Annotated in this window: 23 protein-coding genes; 8 read left to right on the top strand and 15 right to left on the bottom strand. The window is 60.0% G+C overall.

The window, feature by feature from the left end; translation table 11 throughout:
- Window positions 1-9: 9 nt before the first annotated feature.
- Genes Q2T52_RS17190 through Q2T52_RS17170 form a run of 5 tightly spaced genes read right to left on the bottom strand, consistent with a single transcriptional unit; the run spans window position 10 to window position 4,977 of the window.
- A complete protein-coding gene (locus Q2T52_RS17190; protein WP_302078026.1) occupies window positions 10-1,065 on the bottom strand; it encodes an aldo/keto reductase in 1,056 nt (351 codons plus the stop codon).
- A 19-nt stretch (window positions 1,066-1,084) separates the two neighbouring features.
- Window positions 1,085-2,020 (bottom strand): ABC transporter ATP-binding protein, encoded by a 936-nt coding sequence (locus tag Q2T52_RS17185; protein ID WP_302078025.1) that lies wholly within the window; start codon window positions 2,018-2,020, stop codon window positions 1,085-1,087.
- Entirely contained in the window at window positions 1,998-2,996 is a 999-nt protein-coding gene (locus Q2T52_RS17180; protein ID WP_302078024.1) for an ABC transporter ATP-binding protein, read from the bottom strand. The genes Q2T52_RS17185 and Q2T52_RS17180 overlap by 23 nt, the downstream gene beginning before the upstream one ends.
- On the bottom strand, window positions 2,993-3,991 hold the full coding sequence (locus Q2T52_RS17175) for an ABC transporter permease (protein ID WP_302078023.1): 999 nt from the start codon (window positions 3,989-3,991) through the stop codon (window positions 2,993-2,995). Before Q2T52_RS17175 ends, Q2T52_RS17180 begins: the two co-directional genes overlap by 4 nt.
- Window positions 3,988-4,977 carry an ABC transporter permease gene (locus Q2T52_RS17170; protein WP_302078022.1) on the bottom strand — a complete coding sequence of 330 codons (990 nt, stop codon included), beginning with the start codon at window positions 4,975-4,977 and terminating at the stop codon, window positions 3,988-3,990. The genes Q2T52_RS17175 and Q2T52_RS17170 overlap by 4 nt, the downstream gene beginning before the upstream one ends.
- 244 nt (window positions 4,978-5,221) lie before the next feature.
- On the opposite strand from Q2T52_RS17170, the gene Q2T52_RS17165 reads away from it, so the two are divergent.
- Genes Q2T52_RS17165 through Q2T52_RS17155 form a run of 3 tightly spaced genes read left to right on the top strand, consistent with a single transcriptional unit; the run spans window position 5,222 to window position 9,104 of the window.
- Window positions 5,222-6,829, top strand: coding sequence for an ABC transporter substrate-binding protein (locus Q2T52_RS17165; RefSeq protein WP_302078021.1), 1,608 nt, complete (start codon window positions 5,222-5,224; stop codon window positions 6,827-6,829).
- Window positions 6,830-6,876: 47 nt separating this feature from the next.
- Complete coding sequence (locus Q2T52_RS17160; protein WP_302078020.1) at window positions 6,877-7,905, top strand: ABC transporter substrate-binding protein; 1,029 nt, start codon at window positions 6,877-6,879, stop codon at window positions 7,903-7,905.
- Window positions 7,902-9,104, top strand: a complete 1,203-nt coding sequence (locus Q2T52_RS17155) for an acyl-CoA dehydrogenase family protein (RefSeq protein WP_302078019.1) — start codon at window positions 7,902-7,904, stop codon at window positions 9,102-9,104. The genes Q2T52_RS17160 and Q2T52_RS17155 overlap by 4 nt, the downstream gene beginning before the upstream one ends.
- Before the next feature lie 48 nt (window positions 9,105-9,152).
- Here Q2T52_RS17155 and Q2T52_RS17150 read toward each other — a convergent pair whose 3' ends face one another.
- From Q2T52_RS17150 to Q2T52_RS17130, 5 genes are all read right to left on the bottom strand, one after another.
- Window positions 9,153-9,818, bottom strand: a complete 666-nt coding sequence (locus Q2T52_RS17150) for a methionine ABC transporter permease (protein WP_302078018.1) — start codon at window positions 9,816-9,818, stop codon at window positions 9,153-9,155.
- Complete coding sequence (locus tag Q2T52_RS17145) at window positions 9,811-10,893, bottom strand: methionine ABC transporter ATP-binding protein (RefSeq protein WP_302078017.1); 1,083 nt, start codon at window positions 10,891-10,893, stop codon at window positions 9,811-9,813. The genes Q2T52_RS17150 and Q2T52_RS17145 overlap by 8 nt, the downstream gene beginning before the upstream one ends.
- 72 nt (window positions 10,894-10,965) lie before the next feature.
- Window positions 10,966-11,793, bottom strand: a complete 828-nt coding sequence (locus tag Q2T52_RS17140) for a MetQ/NlpA family lipoprotein (RefSeq protein ID WP_302078015.1) — start codon at window positions 11,791-11,793, stop codon at window positions 10,966-10,968.
- A gap of 304 nt (window positions 11,794-12,097) precedes the next feature.
- Window positions 12,098-12,286, bottom strand: coding sequence for a hypothetical protein (locus Q2T52_RS17135; RefSeq protein WP_302078013.1), 189 nt, complete (start codon window positions 12,284-12,286; stop codon window positions 12,098-12,100).
- 174 nt (window positions 12,287-12,460) lie between these two features.
- Window positions 12,461-12,640: a hypothetical protein gene (locus Q2T52_RS17130; RefSeq protein WP_302078012.1), complete on the bottom strand. Its 180-nt coding sequence runs from the start codon at window positions 12,638-12,640 to the stop codon at window positions 12,461-12,463.
- A gap of 291 nt (window positions 12,641-12,931) precedes the next feature.
- Between Q2T52_RS17130 and Q2T52_RS17125 the strand changes: the two genes are divergently transcribed.
- On the top strand, window positions 12,932-13,387 hold the full coding sequence (locus Q2T52_RS17125) for an RrF2 family transcriptional regulator (protein WP_302078011.1): 456 nt from the start codon (window positions 12,932-12,934) through the stop codon (window positions 13,385-13,387).
- Between the two features lie 9 nt (window positions 13,388-13,396).
- On the opposite strand, the gene Q2T52_RS17120 is transcribed toward Q2T52_RS17125, so the two are convergent.
- The 5 genes from Q2T52_RS17120 to Q2T52_RS17100 all read right to left on the bottom strand — a co-directional run bounded on the left by Q2T52_RS17120 (window position 13,397) and on the right by Q2T52_RS17100 (window position 18,278).
- On the bottom strand, window positions 13,397-14,593 hold the full coding sequence (locus tag Q2T52_RS17120; protein ID WP_302078009.1) for an acyl-CoA dehydrogenase family protein: 1,197 nt from the start codon (window positions 14,591-14,593) through the stop codon (window positions 13,397-13,399).
- A 130-nt stretch (window positions 14,594-14,723) separates the two neighbouring features.
- Entirely contained in the window at window positions 14,724-15,269 is a 546-nt protein-coding gene (locus Q2T52_RS17115) for a flavin reductase family protein (protein ID WP_302078007.1), read from the bottom strand.
- 117 nt (window positions 15,270-15,386) lie between these two features.
- Window positions 15,387-16,556 carry an FMNH2-dependent alkanesulfonate monooxygenase gene (ssuD, locus tag Q2T52_RS17110; RefSeq protein ID WP_302078005.1) on the bottom strand — a complete coding sequence of 390 codons (1,170 nt, stop codon included), beginning with the start codon at window positions 16,554-16,556 and terminating at the stop codon, window positions 15,387-15,389.
- Window positions 16,557-16,566: 10 nt separating this feature from the next.
- Window positions 16,567-18,045: an FAD/NAD(P)-binding protein gene (locus tag Q2T52_RS17105; protein WP_302078004.1), complete on the bottom strand. Its 1,479-nt coding sequence runs from the start codon at window positions 18,043-18,045 to the stop codon at window positions 16,567-16,569.
- A gap of 92 nt (window positions 18,046-18,137) precedes the next feature.
- Complete coding sequence (locus Q2T52_RS17100; protein WP_302078003.1) at window positions 18,138-18,278, bottom strand: hypothetical protein; 141 nt, start codon at window positions 18,276-18,278, stop codon at window positions 18,138-18,140.
- A gap of 738 nt (window positions 18,279-19,016) precedes the next feature.
- Between Q2T52_RS17100 and Q2T52_RS17095 the strand changes: the two genes are divergently transcribed.
- From Q2T52_RS17095 to Q2T52_RS17080, 4 genes are read left to right on the top strand one after another with little or no spacing between them, the layout of a single operon-like run.
- Window positions 19,017-20,015 (top strand): MsnO8 family LLM class oxidoreductase, encoded by a 999-nt coding sequence (locus tag Q2T52_RS17095; RefSeq protein ID WP_302078000.1) that lies wholly within the window; start codon window positions 19,017-19,019, stop codon window positions 20,013-20,015.
- A 17-nt stretch (window positions 20,016-20,032) separates the two neighbouring features.
- Window positions 20,033-21,367 (top strand): LLM class flavin-dependent oxidoreductase, encoded by a 1,335-nt coding sequence (locus Q2T52_RS17090; RefSeq protein ID WP_302077999.1) that lies wholly within the window; start codon window positions 20,033-20,035, stop codon window positions 21,365-21,367.
- A 48-nt stretch (window positions 21,368-21,415) separates the two neighbouring features.
- A complete protein-coding gene (locus Q2T52_RS17085) occupies window positions 21,416-22,603 on the top strand; it encodes a M20 aminoacylase family protein (protein WP_302077998.1) in 1,188 nt (395 codons plus the stop codon).
- Window positions 22,604-22,627: 24 nt separating this feature from the next.
- Entirely contained in the window at window positions 22,628-23,176 is a 549-nt protein-coding gene (locus tag Q2T52_RS17080) for a GNAT family N-acetyltransferase (RefSeq protein ID WP_302077997.1), read from the top strand.
- Window positions 23,177-23,183 lie beyond the last annotated feature (7 nt).

Genomic DNA, 23,183 nt, shown 5'->3' with positions numbered 1-23,183 from the left:
GATTGTCGATCAGGCGACAGCGCGGGGCGCCGCGGCCGCCGGCTTGGAGACTTTCACGGCGCGCGCCACGCGGCCTTCCACCGGATGGCTCGGATCGTTGAAGCCCGGCGTAGAGGGGTGGCCGGTCGTGACGAGGCTATCGACCAGCGCCTCGTCTTCGGCATCGATCTGCACATCGAGTGCGCGGATATAGCCGTCCCAATGTTCTTCCGTGCGCGGGCCGGTGATGGCAGCGGTCACCAGCTGGTTGTTCAGCACCCAGGCGAGCGCGAAATCGGCAGCCTTGATGCCCTTGCGTTGAGCATGGGCGGCAATCTTCTGGGCGATCTCGACCGATTCCGGACGCCATTCCGTTTCCAGAATGCGCTTGTCGCCACGGCCCGCACGGCTATCGGCGGCCGGTGCCGCACCGGGCTGGTACTTGCCGGTCAGGACGCCGCGCGCCAGCGGCGAGTAGGAGACGACACCAAGGCCGAAGTGATGCGCAGCCGGCAGCTGCTCCGCTTCCGCGGTGCGGTTGACGATGTTGTAGAGCGGTTGGCTGGCGATAGGACGATCGATGCCCAGTTGGTCGGCCAGATGCGAGATTTCCGCAATGCGCCAGCCGCGGAAGTTCGACACGCCGAAATAGCGCAGCTTGCCTGCCCGGATGAGGTCGGCAATGGCGCGAACCGGTTCTTCCAGCGGTGCATCGAAGACAGCGCGGTGGAAGTAGAGAATGTCGATGTAGTCGGTGTTCAGGCGGCGCAGCGAATTTTCGACCGTCTCAATCACCCACTTGCGGGAGTGGCCGCCGAGATTGGGGCCTTTTTCGCGCGAGTTCACGAACTTCGTGGCGACAACCCAATGATCGCGATTGCTCTTGATGCCGCGTCCGACGACCTCTTCCGATTTGCCATCATTGTAGACATCGGCGGTATCAATGAAATTGATGCCCTGTTCCTTCGCCTTGTCGATGATGCGGAAGGCCACGTCATCCGGCGTCGGCCCGCCGAACATCATGGTGCCGAGGCTCAAAGGGGAAACCTTCAGCGCACTGCGGCCAAGGTAGCGATAATCGACCATGTTCTACTCCAATCGGTCTTTAGTTTGTGTGGTGGCAGGCCACTGCATGGGCAGGGCCGAAGAGGCGGTGTTCCGGCGCTTGCGCGCGGCAGAGATCGGTTGCCAGCGGACAGCGTGTGTGAAAGCGACAGCCGGAGGGCGGATTGTGCGGGCTTGGCAGATCGCCGGCAATGGGCGCTGCCTGCTTGCGGCGGCTGGGATCCGGCACGGCGGCGAGAAGCGCGCGGGTATACGGGTGCTTCGGGTCCGCCCACAGCTCGGCCGTCGGCGCGCTTTCCACGATCTTGCCGAGATACATGACCAGCACCCGGTCGGAGAAGTAGCGCACAACGGAAAGATCATGCGAGACGAAGAGATAGGAGAGCGAGAGCTTGTTCTTCATCTCCACGAGCAGGTTCAGGATCTGCGCCTGGATGGACAGATCGAGCGCCGAAACCGGTTCGTCGCACACGACAAGTTCCGGCTGGAGGATCAGCGCGCGGGCAATGCCGATGCGCTGCCTCTGCCCACCGGAAAACTCGTGCGGATAGCGATCGAGTGAATCGGCTGGCAGCCCGACCTGCACGATGATGGATTCGATAATCTCCCGGCGGCGCTTGGAATCGCCGACGCCATGGACCTTCAGCGGTGCGGTGAGGATCGTACGGATCGTCTGGCGCGGATTGAGCGAGGCGAAGGGGTCCTGAAAGATCATCTGGATGCTGCGGCGCAGGCTGCGCAGTTCCCGCGCCGGCATGGCGGTGACGTCCTTGCCCTTGAACTCCACCTGACCGGATGTCGGCTCGACCAGACGCATCAGCGACTTGCCGAGCGAGGATTTCCCGCAACCGGATTCGCCCACCAGCGCCACGGTCTCACCTGGCTCAATGGTCAGCGAGACATCATCGACGGCGCGCACGGTGCCGCGTCCACCCGCATAATGGGTTGAGAGATTACGAACGGAGAGAAGCGTCATGGACGTGGCTCACAAAGCTTGTCGGAGTAAAGGGGCAGGCGGCAAGCCGATCTTCAGTGATCTGCCTCAGCGGCGGCACGGCAAAGCCACAGGAGGCCTGGGCGCTCGGACAGCGGGGACGGAAGGCGCAGCCCTTTTCCCCGGTCGCGGACACGATGGAGCCCGGAATTTCAATCAGTGGGCCTTGCCGGTAGTGATGGCCGCTTTCGGCGCGTGGCGACGCGCCCAACAGACCGCGGGTATAGGGATGGTAAGGGTTGGTAAAGACCGGCTCCGGCAGACCCTCTTCGACCTTGCGACCGGCATACATCACCATCACCCGGTCCGCCCATTGCGCAACGATACCCAGATCATGCGTAATGAGGATGACGGCCATGTTCAGGTCACGCCGCAGGTTGTCGAGGAGCTGCAGGATCTGCGCCTGGATCGTCACATCAAGAGCGGTCGTTGCCTCATCGGCGATCAGCAGTTTCGGATTGCAGGCGACGCCGATGGCAATCATCACACGCTGGCGCATGCCGCCGGAAAGCTGATGCGGATAATCATCCACGCGCTTGCGGGCTTCCGGAATGTTGACCAGTTCCAGAAGTTCCACGGCGCGCTGGCGCGCCTGCTTCCGGTCGACGTGCTCATGGATGCGCAACACTTCGGTGATCTGCTCGCCGACGGTCAGCACCGGGTTCAGGGATGTCATCGGCTCCTGGAAGATCATGCCGATATCGCGGCCGCGGATCTTGCGCCAATCGCGCTCGCTTTGACCAAGAAGGTTGCGCCCGTCGAAGCGGATTTCTCCGCCGGTTTTCGCATGTCGTGGCAATAGGCCGATCAGGCCAAGAGCCGTCAGCGACTTACCGGAACCGGATTCGCCGACGATGGCGAGCATTTCACCGGGATTGGCGGTGAAGCTGACGCCCTTGACCGGCTGGCTTGCGCCGAAGGCAACGGAGAAATCGCGAACATCGAGAAGAGCAGTCATCGACGTTCCTCCGAGAAGCGCGGGTTGAGTGCGTCGTTCAGCCCATCGCTGATCAGGTTAAGAGAAATCACAGTGAAGACGATCGCGAGGCCGGGCAGGGCGGTGAGGTACCAGGCGGTGCGGATGACATCGCGGCCTGCGCCGATCATCGAACCCCAGGAGACGCGGTTCGGATCACCCAGCCCCATGAACGAAAGAGCTGCTTCCATGAGGATGGCGCCGGCCACCATGACGGAGGATGTCACGATGATGGGGGGCAGAGCGTTCGGCAGGATCTCGCGGAACACGATCCGCACATGCCCATAACCAAGGCTGCGGGCTGCCAGCACGTAATCCTTTTCGCGGATGGCGCGGAATTCGGCACGGGTGAGGCGGGCCACCATCGGCCAGGTGATGATGCCAATGGCGGAGGTGACGGTCAGTACGTTCGGCTGGGCAATGGCAACCAGAACCACCAGCAGCACGAAACTTGGCAGGGTCTGGAAGATCTCGATCAGCTTGACCAGGACATCATCCACGACGCCGCCGAAATAGCCGGCAATTGCGCCGACCAACACGCCGATGGTCAGGCCAATCAGGGTCGCGGCAATGCCGACCGTCAGCGAAATCCGAGCGCCGTGTACAATGCCCGCCAGCACGTCGCGCCCCATGGAATCAGTGCCCAGCGGGTAGGCGGGGTTCTGGCCCGGCCAGAGGAAGGGGCGCGCCACCATTTCCAGGGGATCGCCCGGGAAGAGATAGGGGGCCGCCAATGCGACCGCGATGACCGTCACCAGGAAGACAAGGCCGATAATCGCGTTGGGGTTGGTCAGGAAGATGCGCACTTCCCGACGAAGGCCGGCCTTCGTCACCGTGGCGGACGACTGAGTGAGGGCATCCGGCGCATGCAGGAAGGGCCACTCCTTGGACTGCTCTGGGGGTGCCGCTTCGGTTTCGTCGGTATGGACGGCACTGAGACGCTTTGAAGGGATAATCGAGGATTGAGTGAGTGTCATCGGCTTTCTCCGATGCGCGGATCAAGCCAAGCCTGCAGCAGATCAACCGTGGCATTGACAATGATCACGACAAATGAGGACAGGAGCAGGATGCCGAGCAGGACGCTGAAATCGCGCGCCATGACGGCCTCGAAAGCAAGACGGCCAAGGCCGGGCCAGCTGAAGACGGTTTCCACGACGACGGCGCCGCCCAGCATGCCACCGATATGCATGCCGGCCAGCGTGGTGATCGGGATCAGCGCATTGCGCAGAATGTGGCGCAGCACGAGGCGCAGAGGCGAGACGCCCTTGGCACGCGCTGTGCGCACATAATCCTGGGATTTGACTTCCAGCATCGCGGCGCGCGTCAATCGTGCGTAGATCGCGAGGTAATAGAGCGAGAGCGACAGCGCGGGCAGAACGATATAGCGCGCCTTGTCGGCCAGTAACGCGAAGCCCGTGAGATTGCTGCCGATGGTGCTGTCGCCACCGGATGGCAACCAGCCAAGCTTGACCGAGAAGAGCAGGATTAGCATCAGCCCGATCCAGAAACCCGGCACGGAATAGAAGAGTAGCGATCCGACCGACAGGACACGATCCGGCAAGCGGCCAGAGAACTGCGCCATCAGCGAACCAAGAACCACGCCGATGGTGAGTGCAAAGAGCAAAGCGGCGCTCATCAGAACCAGTGTGCCGGGGAGCCGCTGGCCGATCAGCTCGGCAACCGGCATGCCGTAGCGGGGTGAGTAGCCGAGGCTGAAATGGGCGAGATTGTTTAGATAGTTCAGCAGTTGGTGGATGACCGGCAGATCGAGCCCGAAGCGTGACCTGAGGTCTGCCATGGTTTCGACGGTTGCAGAACCAGCCTCTGCCGCCATCACATCAGCCGCATCGCCTGGCGCGAACTGCAGCAGAAAGAAATTGAGGATCACGATTCCAAGGACGGTGGGGATCGCCTGAAAGAAGATTCGCCTCACTCGTCTCAAGAGCCTGTCAGGTAAAGTCATGTCTTCGATCCGCGATGGGTGGCGACAAATTTCATGCACATTAGTTGACTAGTTTTATGGATTTTGTCAAATAGCTAAGGAAATTTTTTGCGAGATATGCGCCAGAAACACCAAGAAATAGGATTTTATTTTCCTATTTATAGGATTCGTGGCTCGTTGTTCTGAGGAATGGCGCTTCTCGGCAAAAATTGAACGGTATTAGAGGCGAGGAGGGAATTTCTCGCCAGCGACACGAGAGGCGTCCATGCACACCAAGTTCCATTTGACACGCAGGCATATTTTGCAGAGTTCCGTCGCCTTGGCGGGTCTATCGCTGACCGGGTTTTGGGCGAAGGCCGCCGCGCCCGTGAGTGGGGGGACTGCCACACTGGTGCTGGCATCCGAGCCGCCCGTTCTCACAACGATTGCGCACACGGCCTACAACTCCGTCTACGTTTCTCCGAAGGTCACGGAAGGCCTTTTGACTTACGACTTCGATCTCAACCCAAAGCCGCTTTTGGCACAGGAGTGGGCGATTAGCCCTGACGGTCTGCGCTATACCTTCCATCTGCGTCCCGGAGTGAAGTGGCATGATGGCAAGCCATTCACCTCGGCAGATGTCGCCTATTCCATCAAGACCATCAAGGAGATCCATCCGCGGGGTCGCAACACCTTCCTGAACCTGACGGAGGTGGAAACGCCGGATGAACTGACGGCAATTTTCGTGCTGTCGAAACCGGCACCCTATCTCATTACAGCGCTGGCAGCCGCCGAAACGCCGATTGTTCCGAAGCATCTCTACGAGGGTACGAAGGCGGCTGAAAGTCCTGTTAATCTAGCACCTGTCGGCACGGGTCCGTTCCGTTTCAAGGAATGGGTGCGTGGCAGCCATCTCGTTTATGAGCGGAACCCCGATTATTGGGATAAGCCGCGCCCCTACCTTGATCGTCTCATAGTCCGCTTCATCCCCGATTCGGCAGCGCGAGCGATCGCGATTGAAACGGGAGAGATCGACCTCGCACCCAGTACGCCATTGCCTTACAGCGATCTTGATCGGATCAAGACCTTGCCGCATATCGGCTTCGAGACACAAGGCTATCAATACTCCAACAGTGTCAGCAGGATTGAGTTCAATCTGGAGAAAGATTTCTTCAAAGACGTCCGGGTGCGCCGTGCCTTCGCTCATGTGATTGACAAGAAGGTCATCTTCAACACGGTCAATTATGGTTACGGCTCCATCAATCCGGGGCCGATCAATCCTAAGCTGACGAAGTGGTATGTCGGAGACCTGAAGACTTATCCGGTCGATCTGAGGGCGGCCGAGGCATTGTTGGATGAGGCAGGCTACAAACGTGGTGCGGGCGGCATCAGAGCGAAACTCACGATTGATTATGTGCCGAGCGGCGAGGGATATGCGCGTGGTGCGGAATATATCCGCCAGGCGCTCGCGAAGGTCGGCATCGAGGTGACGGTGCGGTCTCAGGACTTTGCCACCTATACCAAGCGGATCTACACGGATCGCGACTTCGACTTTGCCTATGAAGGCATGAGCAATCTTTTCGATCCGACCGTGGGTGTTCAGCGTCTCTATTGGAGCCAGAACTTCCGCAAAGGCGTGCCGTTCTCGAACGGTGCGGCCTATTCCAATCCCAAGGTCGATGCGCTTCTGGAAGCATCAGCGGTTGAGATCGATCCGAAGAAGCGGTTCGAGCAGTGGCGCGACATCCAGCGTGTACTGGTCGAGGATTTGCCGGCGATCGATGTCGCCAGCCCTCCGGAAATCACGATCTACAACAAACGCATCGCGGACCATACGGTCGGCGCCGAGGGTGTCTCCGGCAGCCTGGCCTACGCCTATGTCACCTCAGCCTGAGTGTCCCCTGAAGAGCCGCCGCACCGAATAGCCCTGGAGCAAATATCATGACTCTCTCCGAACTCTGGTATACCCGCTGCCCTGTGCCGACCCCTGTTGGGCTTGCGGCGCAACTTGGTCTCTTGGAGAAGACAGTCTCCGAGGCGGGCGTCGCGTTAAAATCTATCATCGATTCGCCTGATCGAAATGTCCGCCAGAGCCATTTCAATCACACGCTCGAATGGTCCTTCCGCCATGGCGGCAACGTGCCGCCTATTCGGGCGCGATCGGAAGGGCGGCAAACGCGGCTCGTCGGCATCACCTGGACGGACGAGTTTCAGGCGCTCATTACGCTTCCCACCAGTGGCATTCGTTCGGTGGAGGACCTGGTCGGGCGGCGTGTCGGTATTCCGAAGCGCCCCGAAGGCATTGTGGACTTCATGCGTGCGACGGCGCTCAAGGGATTGGTTTCGGCACTTTCACTCGAAGGGCTTTCCGTCGATGACGTTGAGCGCGTTGACGTCGAGATCGCGCAGTCGGTGCTTGCCGATCAGGAGGGACAGTCGCTCTTCGGTCTCAAGCGCCGGCAGTCGTTCGGCGAGGAAGCGGCCGCGCTCTTGCGTGGCGAAGTGGATGCGATCTTTGTCAAGGGAACAGCCGGCATCGCCGCGGCCAATTTCATCGGCGCTGTACCCGTGGTGGAGTTTGGTTTTCACCCCGACCCGAAAATCCGAATCAATTCCGGGTCGCCGCGCATCCTGACCGTGGATCAAAAACTGGCGGACGAGCGACCGGATCTGGTGGCGCGCCTGATCGGCGCTATCCATCAGGCATCGGCCTGGGCTGAGCGGCATCCTGAGGAAACGCGCCGCTTTGTGGCCCGCGAAGCCGGCGCCACGGAAGAACAAGTGCTCGCCGCCAATGGGGCGGATGTCCATCGCCATCTCGGCCTCTCACTTGATCCCGAGCTTGTCGATGCGGTTGGCCACTACAAGGATTTCCTGCGCGACTGGGGTTTTCTGGAGACTGATTTCAGCGTGGCGGATTGGGTCGATCATCGTCCGTGGGCGCTGCTGGATGGAAGGGCCGTTGCATGACCGCCCATGTCACAGCTCTCAAGACGGCAACAGCGGAGCGCGATGTGATCGCGTCCGCGCAGGAACTGGCTTCATCCTTTGCGCAGACGGCTGCCCATCACGATCGGACGGGGGAATTCCCCGCCGCCAATTTCCAGGCACTGTTCGAGGCCGGTCTGCTGGGTCTGGTGACGGCTCGCGAACAGGGCGGCCTGGGCGAGGGGCTTGAGACGGCGCAGGCTGTCATCTCTGCCATCGCTGTGGGCGAGCCCTCGACGGCGCTGGTGCTTGCCATGCACTACAATAACCACGCTGCCATCCGGCGTGGCGATTGGCCCTCCCATCTGGCCGAACTGGTGCTGGAGGCCAATCGCAAGCGACCTGCGCTGTTGAACGCCGCCCAGGCCGAACCCGGCATGGGCTCGCCCGCGCATGGCGGTCTACCAGCCACGACCGCGCGGCAGGATGGCGATCACTGGATCATCAATGGCCGCAAGAGCTTCGTGACGGGCTTGACCGGTCTTGCCTTCGCCAATGTGCTGGCGCTGACCGAAGAGACGGAGCCGCGCCTGATCCAGCTTCTCGTTCCGTTGGACCTGGATGGAATGTCGCAGGTCAAAACCTGGGAAGCGGCCGGCATGTATGCCACCGCAAGCGACGATCTTGTTCTTCGCGACGTCCGGGTGCCGCTCGATCATATCATTGCCGAGCAGCTGGCGACCGAGCCGCTACGACGCGATGAGGCAGGCGGGAATGTGTTCTTCACGCTGCTGGCTGCCGTCTATCAGGGTGTAGCGATCTCTGCCCGCAACGATCTGCTGGCGCATCTGACACAGCATAGCCCCTCCAGTCTTGGTGCGCCGCTTTCCACGATCCCGCGACTTCAGGAGGGCCTGGGCGAGATCGAGGTTCTGCTGGCCAGCAATGCACGGCTGCTGCAATCGGTCAGCCGCGATGTGGATGCGGGAAGGTCTGTCGGAACCGATGCCATGGTGCTCCGCCATGCCGTTATTGAGAATGCGGTGCGGGTGACGGATCTCGCGCTGGAACTTGGCGGCAATCGCGGCCTTCGACGGGATTATCATCTGGAGCGGCATCACCGCGACGCACTGACTGCGCGGGCGCACGCACCACAAAGCCATATGATCCGCACGACGCTCGGCAAGGCCGCGATTGCACGGTTCACCGCCGCAACCAATGCAGGGAAACCCGCTCGCTAGAACGTGCGCGAAGCCGGTGGCGGCAAAACGCGCCGCCGGCCTCGATGATCAATTGCGCGCCTGCCGGCGATCCAGTTGGGCAACCAGGCGATCGCCGATCCATTGAATGCCGCAGACGAGGATGATCAGCACAATGACGACGGCGATCATCACGCCGGTTTCGAACCGCTGATAGCCGTAGCGGATCGCAAGGTCGCCCAACCCGCCCGCACCAATCGCACCCGCCATTGCCGACGCCCCGATGAGAGTGACGAGCGTGACGGTGAAGCCGGCAACGATGCCCGGCAATGCTTCAGGGATCAGCACTTCGCGGATGATCGTCCAGCGATTGCCGCCCATGGCACGAACGGCTTCGATTAGCCCCTTGTCCACTTCCCGCAGAGAGACCTCGGCGATGCGCGCATAATAAGGGGTTGCGGCAATCGCCAGCGGCACGATCGCAGCCCAGGTGCCGAGTGCCGTGCCGACGATGAAGCGGGTGACCGGAATAAGCGCGACCAGCAGGATGATGAAGGGGACCGAGCGGAAGGCGTTGATGACCGCACCGAGAATACGGTTGACCCAGAGGTTTTCCGCAACTCCACCCTTGGCTGTCGCAACCAGCGCCAGGCCGAGAGGAAGCCCTGCGACAAGCGAAATCAGGCCGGATGCCACGGTCATCAGCAGCGTTTCCCAGATGGCGCTGATCAACAGTTCGATCATGATTTCAGACATGGCCCAGAACCTCCAGGTGAGCGCCGGCAGCGTGGAGTTTTGCGCGCAGACGCTCAAGGATCGCCTGCTGGTCTGCCGGAATGGTGATGAAGAAGCGGGCGACCGGTTCGCCCTGGATATGGTCGAGAGCGCCCTGCACGAGCGAGCCGCCATGGGCCAGTGTTTCCGCCAGGTCCGCGAAGAACTGCTGCTGTCCGTATGCCCCGATCAGATCGATGCTCGCGACGAGGCTGTTGCCGGATGAGCCGAGCCGCGTTTGCAGGTGTTCCGGCAGATGAGGCCTGTTGCCGGACAGGAGGCTTTTGGTGATCTCCTGCTGTGGAGCCGCAAAGACAGATCGGACACTGCCTTCCTCGACAATCCGCCCGGCATCGATTACCGCCACGCGGTCAGCAATGGTGCGCACCACATCCATTTCATGGGTGATGAGAACGATGGTCAGACCGAGCTTGCGGTTGATCTCCTTCAGGAGGGCGAGGATGGACCGGGTCGTCTGCGGATCAAGCGCGGAAGTTGCCTCGTCGGAGAGCAGAAGGGCAGGGCGCGCTGCAAGCGCGCGGGCAATGCCGACACGCTGCTTCTGCCCGCCGGACAGTTGTGCCGGATAGGCTTTCGCCTTGTCGGACAATCCCACCAGATCCAGCAGTTCGTGCGCACGTGCAAGTCGTTCCGATCTGGGCAAGCCTTCGATCTTCAAGGGTAGCGCAACATTGGCCTCGACCGTCTTGCTGGACAGCAGGTTGAAGTGCTGGAAGATCATGCCGATACGACGGCGCAGCGGCTGCAGCTGTCGCTCCGCCAGCTGATCGATGCGTTTTCCCTCGATGACAATCTCGCCACTGTCGGGGCGTTCCAGCCCGTTCAGGCAGCGGATCAGCGTTGATTTGCCGGCGCCGCTGCGCCCGATGATACCAAGGATCTCTCCCTTGCGAACGGTGAGCGAAATTCCATCCAGTGCGACGGTCTGGTTGAAGCGGCGCCGCACATCGACCAGCCGCACAACCTCTTCACCCCCAAGAGAAGGCTGAGCAAGAGACTGGGAATGGCTGATGTCCACGACAGAATGGCTGTTCATGACCATATTCTCCAAATGAAGAAAGGCGGCGGGTATTGCCCGCCGCCGTAAAACACAAAGCTCGTCAGCGCCTTAGTAGGCGATCAGGCCGGTGCCCTTGTAGACCTTGTCGAAGACGGCCTTCACGGTTTCATTCTGATAGGACGATACCAGCGTCTTCACCCATTCCTGGTTCTCATTGCCCTGCTTGACGGCAATGAAGTTGCGGTAGGGATTGTCGTTGATTGGCTCCTGCGCGATGCGCTGTGCCGGGCTGAGGCCTGCCTTCAGCGCCCAGTCGGTGTTGACGACGGCGGCATCCAGATCATCGATGGCGCGACCGACGACGCCGGCATCCAGTTCCTTGATCTTGAGGCCCTTCGGGTTCTCGGTGATGTCGGCAATCGTTGCCAGGATGCCCGTGCCGTCCTTCAGCTTGATCAAGCCTTCGTTCTGCAGCACGCGCAGTGCGCGGCCTTCGTTGGACGGATCGTTCGGCACGCCCACCTGCGCGCCCTTGGGAAGATCCGCGACGCTCTTTTGCTTCTTCGAGTAGAGGCCGATCGGCCAGACGCCGGTGTAACCGACAGGCACGATGTGATAGCCGTGCTGCTTGATCTGGTTGTCGAGGTAGGGCTTGTGCTGGAAGGCATTCGCGTCAATGTCGCCGCGTTCCAGGGCCTCGTTGGGCTGGGTGTAATCGTTGAAGACGACGGTCTTGATGGTCAGGCCCTTCTTTGCTGCCTCAGCGGTGACAGTGCGCCAGACGTCTTCGTCTTCACCGCTGATGATGCCGACCTTGATGGTCTTGTCGGCGGCATGGGCAGCTGGAACGCTGAAGCCTGCAATCGCACCTGCAATTATGGCGGCAAGACTTGCGCGGCGGGTCCAGGAGAAGGTGTTTCCGACTTTCTTTGTCATAGTGTGTCCCTAGCGAGTTGATTTGCGGAAGCGTTCATTGCGACTTCCGTCACGCTCAAAGCATCGCAGGAACAGTCGCCGGGTTCGAAGAAGGCATGTTCATTTTCAACTGCTAAAGCGAAAAATAGTGTCGAGCTTTGAGCAGGTGCAGGCAAAATAATCCATCATTCTGATGTAATATTGTGCAGTCGCGACATGGGGTCCTTCGGTCGATGTCGGTCGCCTGGAAACACGAAAGGCCAGGCGGAGAGGCCTGGCCATAAATTAGGAGTTGTCAGATAGATGGAATGCGGTGCGATCGATCTTAGGCGGCCAACGGGCGTGCGTTGCTCACATGGCGGAAGATAGCCCTGCGCAGGTCTCCCAGACTTGCGAATTTCTGATTATCAAGATCAATCACATGAAATTTCACCGCGATGAAGCGGAAGACACTTCCATCGTTGACGGCTATCCCGACGGGTAGACCTCCAAATTCCACAACGCTCTTTTCCATGACGCAGCCTCAGCCCTTGGATTTGTTTGGGTCATTCTCAACCTCTTGCAATGAGGAGGCAGCAACAGCGCATGAGCATGCGACGAGGGTTGGAACGCGATCGAATGGCGGATGACAAGCCAATCCGGAACATGGGGTAACCTTTCGATCATGGTCCCTTCAGGACCACGGGTTTCAAAAGAGGGGAAAGAAGCTCCAAAGGTAAATCTGGGAACTCTCCTCGCGCTCATCAGGATTGGACATGACGATCGGTGCCGCTTCTGGTTTATAGCTTTTTTTCGCGCCGCTCAGTTTCAGAGTTCTGAAAGTGAGGAAGTCGAAAATACCGAGATGCGGCAGAGAAAATGGTGTCATGTCTGTTCCTTATCTTTCTGTCACCATATTCTAAGAAACACGGCCTTGGGTCAATTTAGTCCAGTAAACTGATGTACTAAATTGAGGGAGGGGGAGGGTAGCTTTTTCCGGCTCCGCGTCTTTATGCGCAATAGCGAGCCTATATCGGATTTAGCGCCTTCAGCCGGTGCCAACGAAAACACAGCCAGCCTGTGTCGAGAGTTTCTTCGCCGACATCGCCGGCGCACTTGCTCTCCGCGGCGCGGAGCGACTATATGCAACAAGTACAAAGGGCGGGATGATCATAACGCGATGCTGACCAAGAAGGGCAAATACGGGCTGAAGGCGCTGATTCATCTGGCACAGTTGGCGCCGGGAGAGACCGCGTTCGTGGCGGACATCGCTTCTAAGAACAATATTTCGAAGAAGTTTCTCGATACAATCCTTCTCGAACTACGCAATGGCGGACTCCTTCGATCCAAGAAGGGCCCTGGCGGCGGCTATGCGCTGTCAAAACCGGCAGCAGAGATCTCTGTGGGGCAGGCGATCCGCATATTGGACGGTCCCCTTGCGCCGATCCGCTGTGCCAGCAAGACAGCATTCGAACCCTGCGAAGATTGCGATCATCCGGAAGACTGTCAGATTCGCGCGACGATGACAGATGTACGCGATGCGATGGCCGCCATTCTCGATGGCACGAGCCTCGCGGAATTCGTCCAGAAGAAGCGGCCGGTTGCCGATCTTCTGGATACAGCGAGCGAAGCCTGACCTTTTTAGTCAGTTGATGTGTGCGTTCGTGCCGCTCGTGGACGCGGCGATGAGGTGACGGCCGAGAATATGGCGGTGGCCAGCGCGATGCCTGTGGGACGCGTGTCGGTTTTCGGCACGGCCATAGGCGATCGCCGATAAGGAGGTCGGTCCCTGCAGATCGAGAATGTTCGCAATGGAATCCCGAACGATCTCGCTTGAGAGTATGTTCGCCGATGTGGCTGAGAGCCAAGCCTTGCTCACAGCCTCTTCCGTTGCGTCGATCTGCGCGATGTCGAGATGCAGTCCCGCCCGCTCCACCATGGCGCCCAAGCCCTCTATGCTCGCAGCCAGACGACCAAGCGCATTGAGAACATCGAGATCGTCGTCATTCTGCCGGTCGCCTGCCGGTTCGATCCATTCGAGCCTCTGCCTTGCTGTGAGATGACGCAGAATGGCGCGCGCGATTCCGAGATCAATGGCGCTGTCGAGTAGCATGCTTAGGATACTCGGCGTGGATGGCTTTCCCCTTTCCGGAACTCGCAAGATGCTGTCTGCAGCAATATGGACATCCTCGAAAACAATGGCCGGTGCTTCATGTCTCAGCTGCTCGGCATCGGCCGCGACGTGTTTAAATGCGACTTCTTCGGTATCTCGATGAACAAGCGCCATGTGTGCCGTGCCTTGTGGATCAACGGTTGTCACGGCAATCCAGTCCGAAAACAGCGGCAGCAGTGAACGCAGTTCGCCGGTCAGACTGCATCCCGACCTGTTGATGGAGAGCGTGGCCTGCGGGACAGTGCTGGTTCGCCCGCTGGCTTGGGTGAGCGATACGCCGCAGAAATGTTCGCCTGCCAGCGCGCCGGCAAAGAAGAACTTCTGTTGCGCAGGTGCTCCTTCGACACGTAACGTTTCCAGCACGGTGAAATGGCTCTTGAGGCTTTCGCCGATCAGCGGATTGACCTCCGCCGTAATTGCAACAATTTCCGCGAGAGACGCGTTGGCAAGGTCCGGACCGCCGAATTCGGCTGGCACGCCGACACCGAGAAGCCCGGCACGGGCGATCCATTCCAACTCGCGATAGGGCAGGGCCTGTACATAGCCGGATGATGTGGAGACGCCAATCCGGCTGGCGAAATCCCTTGCCGCAGCAAGAGCTTCTTCTTCCGTCGAAGGATGCCCCATATCCTGTTGCGAATGAACGGGCAGGCGAAACACATTCTGCATGTATGGCCCTCCAAATCCTCTCGGAATGCTGCCATGAGTGACGTTTATCGGAAAGAACGTTTCATCCGGCATGACGAAACGGGGAAGCAAATCTTTCCCCGATCCGGGGATCACTCAAAACGCCAGACGATTAGCCGAGCGTATGGTAGGCGCCGCCCTGATAGACCAAGGAGCGGCCTTCCGACGCGCGGATCGCCAGCACCTTGCCGATCACGATCACATGGCTGTGGCGCTCGATCGCCTCCTCGACAACGCAGTCGATCGCGGCAACGGCATCTTCAAGCAGCGGAGCGCCGCTCGCAAGCCGGGTCCATTCCCATCCGCGGTAGCGATCCGGCCCCTTCAATCCGCCGACGCCAGCAAACTGGTTTGCGAGCGTCTGATGTCCGGGCCCAACGATATTCACGCCGAAGAAGCCGTAGCGTTCCAGCACCGGCCAGGTGGATGACGTCCGGTTGAGCGCCACCAGCATGCGCGGCGGCTCCACCGACAGGGCCGTGGCGGATGTCACGGTAGCACCCGTGCGCGTTTCACCTTCGCCCGTGGTGATGATGCTCACACCACCGGCCAGGCTGCGGAGGGCAAGCTTCAGGCTGTCCGCATCTGCCGGACGGTCTTGGGGTAAGGGGCGAGCATCATTTGTCTGAAACGCCTTCGCGGAAAACTGACTGGTCATTGCGCTATCCCTGAGCGGTGGTTCGATCCTGGTAGGCTAGCGGGGGCCAACGGCAGTTGCGAGACAGCCTTTTTCATTCCCTATAAAGTTTGTAGAATATCAGTTCTTTCTGCCGTTTCAGGAGCCGGAAGCAACCCGCACGTTACCGCCATGGCCGCCGCCGCCGAAGAGCTGTTTCTTACCGAAGGAGGAGCGCAGCTGATTGCGGGGCCCGCCAAGGCCGATCTCCGGGAACAGCAGTTCAGAAACCCGATAGGCTTCCTCCAGATGCGGATAGCCGGATGCGATGACGGTGTCGATACCGAGATCCTGATACTCGCGCAGCCGCTCAGCCACCGTCTTTGGCGAACCCACAAGCGCCGTGCCCGCACCGGAGCGTACCAGTCCAATACCGGCCCAGAGATTGGGCGAGACCTCCAGCTTGTCGCGACGTCCGCCATGCAGGGCGACCATCCGCGCCTGCCCCACCGAGTCGGAATTCTTTGCGAACACCTGCTGCGCGGCGGCGATGGTCTCGTCCGACAGTTTCGAGATCAGGCGGTCGGCTGCCTCCCATGCTTCCTCGTCCGTTTCGCGAACGATGAAGTGGAGACGGATACCGAAGGTCACCTCGCGGCCGTGCGCTGCGGCTGCCTTGCGCACCTTCGCAATCTTTTCCGCCACCTGTGCGGGCGGCTCACCCCAGGTCAGATATTTGTCGATGATGCCGCCGCAGAAATCGATCGCGGCATCGGAGGAACCGCCGAAATAGATCGGTGGCCGCGGGTCCTGAACCGGCGGCAGAACCAGTTCCGCATCATGCGCCTTGATGTATTTTCCATCGAGATTGGCGCTGCCGGTTTCGATCAGTTTGTTGAAAACCTGGAAGAATTCGTCTGCATGGTCATAGCGCTCGTCATGCGGCAGGAAGATGCCGTCGCCGGCCAGTTCCTGTGCGCTGCCGCCCACGACAATGTTGAGGAGAAGCCTTCCGTTTGACACACGGTCAAGGGTGGCGGCCAAGCGGGCATAATAGGCGGGGGAAGCGACGCCCGGCCGGATGGCAACGAGGAACTTCAACTGTTCCGTATGGGCGGCCAGATTGGCCGCCAGAATGAAGGATTCTTCGCAGGCAGCCCCCGTCGGGATCAGCACGCCGGAATAGCCGAGGCGATCGACGGCTTGCGCGATCTCCTTGAAATAACCGGGATCGGAGGGGCGGCTGAGGTCGTCGGATCCGAGATAGGCGCCATCACCCGAGGAGGGGATGAACCAGAGAAAATCAAGCGGCTTGACGGTCTTGCTCATGCGAGTTTCCTTATCTGGCCAGCGATCTCAGCGCAGTCGGCTTCCGATCAGTGGCATCTTCCAGCTTCTGGGGTTGTTGTTTCGCGACGGGTAGTTCAGGGAGGGCGAGATGCTTCGCCACCTTCTCCGAAACCAGCAGTGCATGTTCCGTGACCTGCGGCAGCCCCATGAGTTCGCCGAAGGTGCCGCGTGCGAGTGGTCCGAGGATAAAGAGATCGGTGATGGGCTGACCATCAGCGCCCAACGCATTGGCGTTGAGATCGCAGGCAAGACCGAGGCCGGTCTCGCAGGCGCTGAGGAGCCCGGCCTCCGCGAGCTCCTGAAGGAAAGGTTGCGAGCGTAGGATCTGCCCGTGTGCGGGGCCGGTGGTGACAACGATGGCGTCGACATCGATGGAGGTGTCTGCCTGTTGCTTCACCCGCAACTCGACCCGGAAACCCGTCTCCGTCGCCTCCACTTTGGCGAGCGAGGCAGCGAGGATCTTCAGTCGCCCTGCCGAGATGGCATCATCAAGCACGGCCTCGACCTGTGGCGCGATGCGGAAGCGGTGAGCGTCCCAGAACGGTCGCGCCAGCCGCGCGATGCGTCGGCGGGCAGGGACATCCAAGGCGCGCCAGATGGCAAAGCCTTGGCTGCGCACGGCATCGAGCACCGGGTGCCATTTCAGGCCCTGGGCCTTCGCTTCCCGGATGGCAGTGCGAATGCGATGAAGAAGATCGGATGCTCTTCTTGAGGGCGATGTGGTGAAATCACCAAAGGGGTCTTGAGTGCCGACCGGATGGCCGCGCGAGCGCAAACCACGACGGGAAATGGATGTGATTTTTCCGCGGTGACCCCGTTCGGCAAGGCTTGCAACGACATCGGCGGATGTCAGGCCGTTGCCAACGATCAGGACGCTGTCGTCCCTGCCAACAGGGGCAAGCGCATCCGCGACAGTCACATCGCTGATCAGCTTCGGATGGGTCTTCACCGATGAGAGAGTCGAGGGCAAGGCGGGTGGCGGATGCGTCGCAGCGATAACCACCGCATCCGCCAGAAGGCTTTCGCCCCACGCATCCGTCACATGCCAGCGGTTCGCCACGCGTGTCATGCTCGCGACGCTGGCGCGACGATGAACGACAGTGCCGGATGCAAGGAAAGGTTCGATCTCGGCAGCGACATAGTCTCCGAATACGCGCCGGCGCGGGTAAGGGGTCCCGTCCGGGGCAAGCAGTTTGCCATCTCGATCCTGTTCCCTGCTGCGCTCGACAAAGGCTTGGAAGTTGTCCGGCAGGTCGGGGTAAAGCGACATGCGTCCCGCCGGCACATTGATCCGGTGCGCCGGATCCAGGGTGCTGTAAGCGAGCCCCGCGCCCAACCGCGAACGCGGTTCGAAGATTACGATCCGCGCTGCGGGCCCGTGATGCCGTACGAGGTGGAGCGCGAAAGCGGCCCCACTGAAACCACCGCCGATCACGGCAATCAAAGGCGCATCTGAGACTGGTAGCATGGTGCTTTCTGGAACGGTTTTAATACTGGGCAATCGACCGGCGATCCCCTTCCGGCTCGGGTCATATCAAACTCGGAACACTGCTTTCAGCCTCAAAATCCGGTCGTCACGAAAAGGATGAAGGCGAAAGATGCAGCCACGGCAAAGCGACCCAGCAGAAGATCACGTGGCCCCTGCAGACGCAGGCTTGGCCATGCAATGACTCGAGTTGTGCGTTCCGCGAGAGAGGCCATCACAGATCCTCAAAGAACCGGGAATGCTGCAAGCCCCCAGAAGGAGACCTCGGCGGCTTGATCACGGTCACGGTCGGAGAGGGGGATTGGCTCGCTCTGCGTGGACAAAGCATCGGCCACCCCGAATGTCACCCATCCGAAAATCCTCCTTAGAGGCAGTGTTTGCAGCCAAGCGAGCATTTGAAACCTCCGCATCCGTTGAATGTCTCCAGTGTCATTCCCCGCGCGCATATCGTCAATATTGTCCATAAAATCACTATTCTATTTCCGTCGATATTGAGAGAATGGATCTTTGCCGTGAGACCATTCTGCGCGAAAACTGACTTTTGCCCTTGCCTGGCCTATGCACGGGTCAATTTCCGGCCTTCGCTCAGGGAGCGCGTGAGCAGATCTGAGAGATGTCTCTTCAGGTCTGAAACTTCGATAGACGTCCGATCGCGAGGGCGGGGCAGGGGCACCCTGTTCAGGTGCGCGTCTGGCTCCCGTAGTTCGCATTCTTCACGCAGGCTCTCGCCTTGCGTCGGATCTTCCAGGTACCTCAGGAAACGCAGAAACGTCCGGTTTTCAGCGGCGGGTCCAAGTTCGGGTGAAGGCGCAGCGTGTAGGTTTGCAAGTTGCATTGCCTGAAATGACGCACCGAATTTTCCCCATCGGAGCCGTCTTACGCAAATCCATTGCTTATCAGTCTATCGATTACATAGAATAAATGATCTCCAACTGGTTCGGTGGAGATGCTTCATGACTTATCAACTCAGCCTTCTGGACAAAAGTCCCATCCGTCAGGGTGAAAGCGCGGTCACTGCGCTCTCGAACACGGTCCATCTCGCCAAACGGGCGGAAGAACTAGGTTATAGACGGTTTTGGGTGGCGGAGCACCACGGTACGACGGAGCTCGCAAGCTCTGCGCCCGAGGTTCTGGTAAGCTGGATTCTCGCGAACACCTCGCGCATCCGCGTGGGATCCGGCGGTGTCATGTTGCAGCACTACAGCCCTTATAAAGTGGCGGAAGCATTCAATCTTCTGTCGTCATTGGCGCCGGGGCGGGTCGATCTCGGCGTTGGCAAGACACCCGGTGGATTGCCGAATGCCACCCAGGCGTTGCAGATCTATCGGACGGAGAAACCGGAATTTGTCGCTCAGTTGAGTGCGCTGAACACGTTTCTGGATGAGGCCATTGCTGCCGAACGCAACGCGGCTTTGCCGGTCGCCGGTCCGCGCCCCCCAGTCAGCGCCGAGCGCTTGCTGCTGGGCGCGAGCCCCGATAGCGCCAAGCTCGCAGCGCAGCACGGGTGGCAGTTCGTGTTTGCCGGACATCTGAACGGCGACCCGGAAAATCTTCGCCTCAGTGTCGAAACCTTCCGCAGCGAAAGCGGCGGCAAGTCCGCCATCCTGGCGCTCGCCGCGTTGGCATCAAACAATGCGGCGCGCGCCGCAGAGCAGATTTCCGGTTTAAAGGTCTTCAAAGTCTTTCTGGACAACGGGCAGTCAGTCAGCCTCGGCCGACGTGAACAGGCGGAAGAGTTCGCCCGCCAGGCCGGCGCCAAGAGCTTCCGCATCGAGGAGCGCAAGCCGAGCATCCTGCATGGTACACCGGACACGATCCATGCCCAACTGGCGGAACTGTCTAGCCTTTACGGCATCGAGGAATTCATCATCGAACCCCCGGCTGTCAGTGCGGATGAGCGACTGGCGTCTGTTGAGCTTTTGGCTCGCTCGCCGCTTTCCGCTGCCGCCTGAACAAGGAGCATGACCCTATGAGCAAGAAAATCACCTTTGGCATCATGCTGCAGGGCCCAGGCGGCCATATGAACGCCTGGCGCCACCCGAAGAGCCCTGTCGACGCGAGCGTCAATCTCGAGTTCTTCAAGAGCGTTGCACTGAAGGCGGAAGCAGCTGGCATTGCCTTCGGCTTCGTGGCCGATGGCCTCTACATCAACGAGAAGTCAATCCCGCATTTCCTCAATCGCTTTGAGCCGCTGACGATCCTTTCGGCTCTCGCGGCAGTGACAAGCAAGTTCGGCCTCGCCGGAACCGTATCCACCTCTTATAGCGATCCGTTCACCGTGGCCCGTCAATTCGCCTCGCTCGATCTGATCAGCGGCGGTCGTGCCGGCTGGAATGCGGTTACCACTCCGCTTGAGGGAACGGCGCGCAACTACAGCCGTCAGCATCCGGAACACGCGCTACGCTATGAGATCGCGCACGAATACCTGGATGTCGTGAAAGGGCTGTGGGACAGCTGGGATGACGATGCCTTCGTGCGTAATCGCGACACCGGCCAGTTCTTCGAGCGCGACAAGCTGCACCGGCTTGACCACAAGGGCCGTTTCTTCTCCGTGGAAGGCCCGCTCAACATCCAGCGCTCTGCGCAAGGGCAACCGGTCGTCTTCCAGGCGGGTTCGTCCGATGCGGGGATCGGCCTTGCCGGAAAGCATGCGGATGCCGTCTTCACCAATTCCGTTTCTGTCGAAGAAAACCGCGCCTTCTCCCAGCGGGTGAAGCAAGCGGCCGTCGCACAGGGTCGTTCCGCCAGTGATGTGAAGATCTTCCCCGGCATCGGCCCGGTTGTCGGTCGCACACAGGCAGAGGCGGAAGAGAAATACCAGATCATCCGCAATCTGATCACCATCGACGAAGCTCTGGCCTATCTCGGCCGCTTCTTCGATCATCACGATTTCAGCGTCTATCCGCTGGATGAGCCATTCCCGGAACTCGGCGATATCGGCAAGAACAGCTTCCGCTCGACGACGGATCGCATCAAGCGAATTGCCAGGGAAAAGGGCCAGACCTTGCGCGAGGCGGCATTGGAAGCTGCCACACCACGCGAAGGCTTTGTCGGCACGGCAGAGGCCATCGCCGACAAGATTATCGACTGGGTCGAGAACGACGCCGCTGATGGCTTCATTCTCGGCTTTCCGGTCATTGCCGAGGGACTGGACGATTTCATCGAACTGGTTCTGCCGATTCTGAAAGAGCGCGGGTATTTCGACGGTCAGCTGACTGGCTCGACATTGCGCGAAAATCTCGGCCTGCCGTTCAAGCAAAGCCGCTATGCGACGCAAGAGACCTGGGAGAAGGCCCGCGCCTGACATTCGTTCGTCAAAGCGAATGCTGCCGCGATAGCTTTGGAGACCATCATGAATATTCACGTGAACGGCGGTCGCGGAAGCGACACCGCCGAAGTGATCAGCTTTGCCTTCATCGATGAGATTATTGCGCTTCGCCATGATCTTCATCGGCATCCGGAACTGGCTTTCAAGGAGAAGCGTACAGCGGGAATCATTGCCCGCTACCTGCTCTCCTATGGCTTTACGGTGCATGAGGGGATCGGCGGCACGGGTGTGGTTGCCACGCTGAAGCGGGGGGAGGGCGAAAAGCGTCTCGGCATCCGCGCCGATTTCGATGCGCTTCCCATTCTCGAAGACACAGGCCAGCCGTTCGCGTCGCAAAATGAAGGTGTTATGCATGCCTGCGGTCATGACGGGCATACGGCCATTTTGTTGGCGGCAGCGCGCTATCTGGCTGAGGAGGTGGCGTTTGACGGAACCCTGGTGCTGATCTTCCAGCCTGCGGAAGAAATCGGTGCCGGTGCCAAGGCGATGATCGACGAGGGCCTCTTCGAACGCTTCCCTGTCGATGTCGTCTTCGGTCTTCACAACTGGCCTGGGGTTCCTGCCGGGCAATTCGGCTTCGTTGCGGGGCCTGCCATGGCTTCCGTGGATCAGGCCTTGATCACCTTTCGCGGCAAAGGCGGGCATGGCGCGGCTCCCCACGAAGCGGTTGATCCAGTGCTTGCCTCGGCCGCATTCATCACGGCCGTCCAAAGCGTGGTTTCGCGCAATATCGATCCGCTGGAGACGGCGGTGGTCACGGTCGGCTCCATTCATGGGGGCTCGGCCTCCAACGTCATTCCTGAAAGCGTGGATCTGAAGCTGACTTTGAGGGCGTTTACGCCGGAAGTGAGGGCGAAGCTGGCCGAGCGCGTGCCAGCACTGGCCCGGGCGCAGGCCGAAAGTTTCGGCGCGACGGCAGATGTCAACTATCGGCGGGGCTTTCCAGCCGTCATCAATGACGTCACCGAAACCGCCTTCATTCGCCAGATCGCCGAAAGCCATTTTCCTGAGGGCGCAGTGATCGCGGATTTCCGTCCACGCACCGCGAGTGAAGACTTCGCATACATGCTGCAGGCCCGGCCCGGGGCGTACATCTTCGCCGGCAATGGTGAAGGTGCTCCTCTTCACAGCCCGCAATACCGCTTCAACGACGACATTATCGCGCCCTCCGCCACCCTTTGGGTGCGGCTTGCCGAAGCCTTCCTGTCCTGATCCGCCACGATCCAAGGAGACGCCATGAGTGATCAATTTCATTACACAAGCACCCTCGATCCGCTGGCGAGGCCACTGCTTGAACAACTGACCTTCGAATATGACAGCCGCTATGGCAGCTTCTTCGACAAGGAAGGGGCGTCCAAGGAGATCAACCGCTATCCGGCCGAGGTTTTCCAACCGCCGCACGGCAACTTCCTTCTGTTGTTGCGTGAGGGACGTGCGATTGCCGGTGGCGCATTCATGGCCCATGCTGACGAAGGGACGGCAGAGTTCAAGCGCATCTGGACCGATGCTTCACTGAGACGGCAGGGACTGGCGCGCAAGGTGCTTCTGGAGCTGGAGGCGCAAGCGGTTCGCCAAGGTTATAGCCGCGTCTACCTGACCACGGGCTTTCGCCAGCCCGAGGCGGTCGGTCTGTACCTGACCAACGGATACACTGCGCTCTTCGACACAACGGCCCCGCCGGAGACCATCGTCAAGCTGCCGTTCGAAAAACACCTGAAGGCTGTCAGCTTAGCGCAGCCTCATCACGTCCAGCCTTCCATCGCCACCGTGCGACAGAGTGCGTGAGGATTTA

The sequence above is a fragment of the Rhizobium oryzicola genome (assembly GCF_030504645.1).
Taxonomy (GTDB): Bacteria; Pseudomonadota; Alphaproteobacteria; order Rhizobiales; family Rhizobiaceae; genus Neorhizobium; species Neorhizobium oryzicola.
This window is presented reverse-complemented; position numbering and strand designations above follow the sequence as displayed.